Source organism: Pseudomonas sp. UMAB-40 (genome assembly GCF_900095275.1).
Lineage (GTDB): Bacteria > Pseudomonadota > Gammaproteobacteria > Pseudomonadales > Pseudomonadaceae > Aquipseudomonas > Aquipseudomonas mandelii_B.
Genome location: NZ_LT607576.1, coordinates 108429 through 111371 on the forward strand (window position 1 = coordinate 108429; position 2943 = coordinate 111371).

Below are 2943 nucleotides of genomic sequence, written 5' to 3' on the forward strand. Positions count from 1 at the left end.
GGTGCGAACGAAGATCTCCAGGTCGAGGATCGAGCTCATGGGTAAAAATCCTTTAAATATCTGGCGTTTTTAACGTGGATTTTGATTGATTGCCAAATCCAACGCATGAAATCAACGCACATAAACCCTCATGACCACTCATCGCCACTGTCAGATCTGACAGTAGCCGCCATTACCATTCCGCTATTTGATAACTCCAGCCATCTTCCATCGTGCCGGAGCCTCAATCATGACCACAGCCCAATCCCCCGACAACACCATCCTCGCGCTGTATCCCCCCCGAGTAGTGGGGGCTACCCAACCGGTTGAAGGCGCGGACATCGGCGTCTCGCTGGTGATCTATGACCTGGTCATCGATGGCTTGGGCGCGACCGTCCAGGTGGATCCGCCGTTGTCGGGCACCGTCGATCCGGGCGATGTGATTGAGCTGTGGCTGGAGGGCGACACCACGTTCCTGGACAGTGAAATCATCACCGATGTAAACGCCATCACCACGCTGCGCATCCCCAAGGGCCGTTTGCATCCCGACCGTTTCAACGTGCTTTTTTACACGATCATGCGCGGCAGTCAGAACATCGGCACCTCGCTTGAACTGACCCTGCTCTACAACAAGATCCGCCCCGGCCTGAAAGACACCAAACCCGAGGTCGACGGCCATTCCGAGCTGGCATTGCTGCTGCCCGACGAAATCCTCAACGGCGTAGGCGCTGATTTTGTCAGCGCGAGTGTGTGCGTGTCCTATCCGTACTGCCGAGCCCACGACACGATCACCTTGAAATGCAACGGCGAGATCATGACCCACAAGGTCCGCGCGGATGAGGCTCCACAGCCACCGAATCCGGGCTCGCCGAACCCGATCACCGTGTGTTTTACCGTCACCCGTGCCTACCTGGAAAACGCGGTAAGACCAGGTGGCAAGCTCGATTTTTCCTACACCGTCACCGACCAGCTCGGCAACACGCCGGACACAGACGCGGTGTGGTCGGCGTCGCAAACGGTGGAGGAAGACCTGGCCGGCACTCGCCTGAACGCGCCGATCCTGCTCGAAAGGATGGAGGATTATCCAGGGGATGATTCCACCCTGATCGAACTGGACAAGCTGGCCGGTGGACCGCTGCTGGTGATTGTCATCACCACCGACCACCGTTTCCAGCCGGGCGATACCATTGAAGCAACCTACACGGCGAAAATACCGGGGCAACCGGTGGATGTCGTGGTGCCGGTGAATGGCGTGGTGGAGGCTGATCCGTTCGGGCAAAAGAAGCCTTGCATACTTCAGGTGCCGAACGACAAGGTCATCGCCCGGAGTGCGGTGACGGTGGTGTATACGCTGAAACGGGGTGGTGCGGTGATCGCCACTTCGGCAACCGCTATGGCGCAGGTGACCGGTGAAAGTCCGATTACCCTGGATCCGCCAGTCCCAGCCGCCAATCCGGTCGATCCACTCGCTTACCCGCAAGGTGTGACGGTACAGGTCGCTTTTGCGGCATCGCTGCCGGGGGATCAGGCGCGACTGGTCCTGCTCAATCCGTTGCCGGGTTCGCCGGCATTTCCCACGTTGCCGCTGGATCAGACCATCGCCGTCTTCACGCTGGATGCGACTTTCCTCGGTCTGTGGCACGGCAAGGTGCCGCAGTTGGCCTGGAAGCTGATTCGTGGTGGGCAGGAGTTTGCCGAGTCGTTGCCGCTGGTGGTGACGGTCAATCGGATTGCGGATGAGGACCCACGGTTACCTAAGCTGACAATCGATGGCGCGACGGATGATGGGTTCCTGAATGTCGCCGAGCTGCCGGACACCGCTCAATTGAGGGTTGCCGCGTGGCTGCTTCAGGTGCCCAACCACCGTGTCTGGCTGCGGTATGACGGGGTTGATAAAGAGGGTAATCCGACGGACAAGGTGGTCTGGGAAGGGGCGCCACATGCAACGACTAATGGGCTGTTCACGGCAGTGGCCATTGAGTGGCTGAAAGCCCTCAAGGACGGCTCGACGGTGACCCTCACGTTTGGCGTCAACTTTGGCAAGACGCCTGATGCCGTCACGATGGTCAGGTTTCCGTTGCGGACCTACACCGTCAGGGTGGAGGCGGAGCTGGAGCTGAAACCGCCAACGGTGAAGCAGGCCCCGAACAACACCAGCCTGGACCCGGTCGCGGCCAAGGACACCCTGACCATCGTCGTACCGCATTACACCGGCATGCTGGGCACGGACAAAATCAGCGTGACCTGGACCGGCGCAGCGGGCACGCCGGCAGAAGGCTCGCACACCACCGTGGCGGTGGAGGTGGGGACGGTGGGGATCAAGGAGATCGAGATTCCGAACTCGGTGGTGGCCTTCGCTTTGGGCAAGCCGGTGACGGTGAGCTATACCGTCATCCGTGGCGACACGCCGAAGCCCTCGGACATCCTGGCCTTGGCAGTGCTGACGATACCTGCGACCGCACTGCCGACCCCGGCGATCGATGGCGCGAACGGCTCTGAACTGGATGTCACTAGCCTGGTCGGGACCGAACAGTTGCGTATTGCACGATGGCCTTTGCAATTGTCGGGACAACGAATTTGGCTCCGTTACGACGGTACGCTGGAAAATGGTCAGCCTGCGCCCCTGCCAATATGGCAAGGAGCCGCTCATGCCTCTGTCGACGGTCTGGTCACCCGGGCCTCAATTGAGTGGTTGAAAACACTCAAGGATGGAAGTGAGGTTACGATCGCTTTCAAAGTGAGCTTCGACAAGGTGGCCAATGAGGCCACAACGGTGTCGTTTCCGCTGCGTACTTATACGATTAAGGCCGTGGCAGATGTGAAACCTGCGATCATCGCTGCAACCAACTCCAACGGGGATGAGATTGCCGAAGGCGAGCCCACGGTTGATACCAGCATCACGCTGACCGGCACGGCCAGCAAAGGCCAGCAAGTCGATGTGCTCGATGGCGCCGTTTCCAAAGG

The 2943-nt window shown here is 59.6% G+C and carries 1 protein-coding gene; it reads left to right on the top strand.

Annotation, left to right across the window (positions count from 1 at the left end):
* Positions 1 to 229 precede the first annotated feature (229 nt).
* A partial coding sequence (locus K0F88_RS28665; protein ID WP_219097465.1) for a hypothetical protein occupies positions 230 to 2943 on the top strand: 2714 nt, incomplete at its 3' end.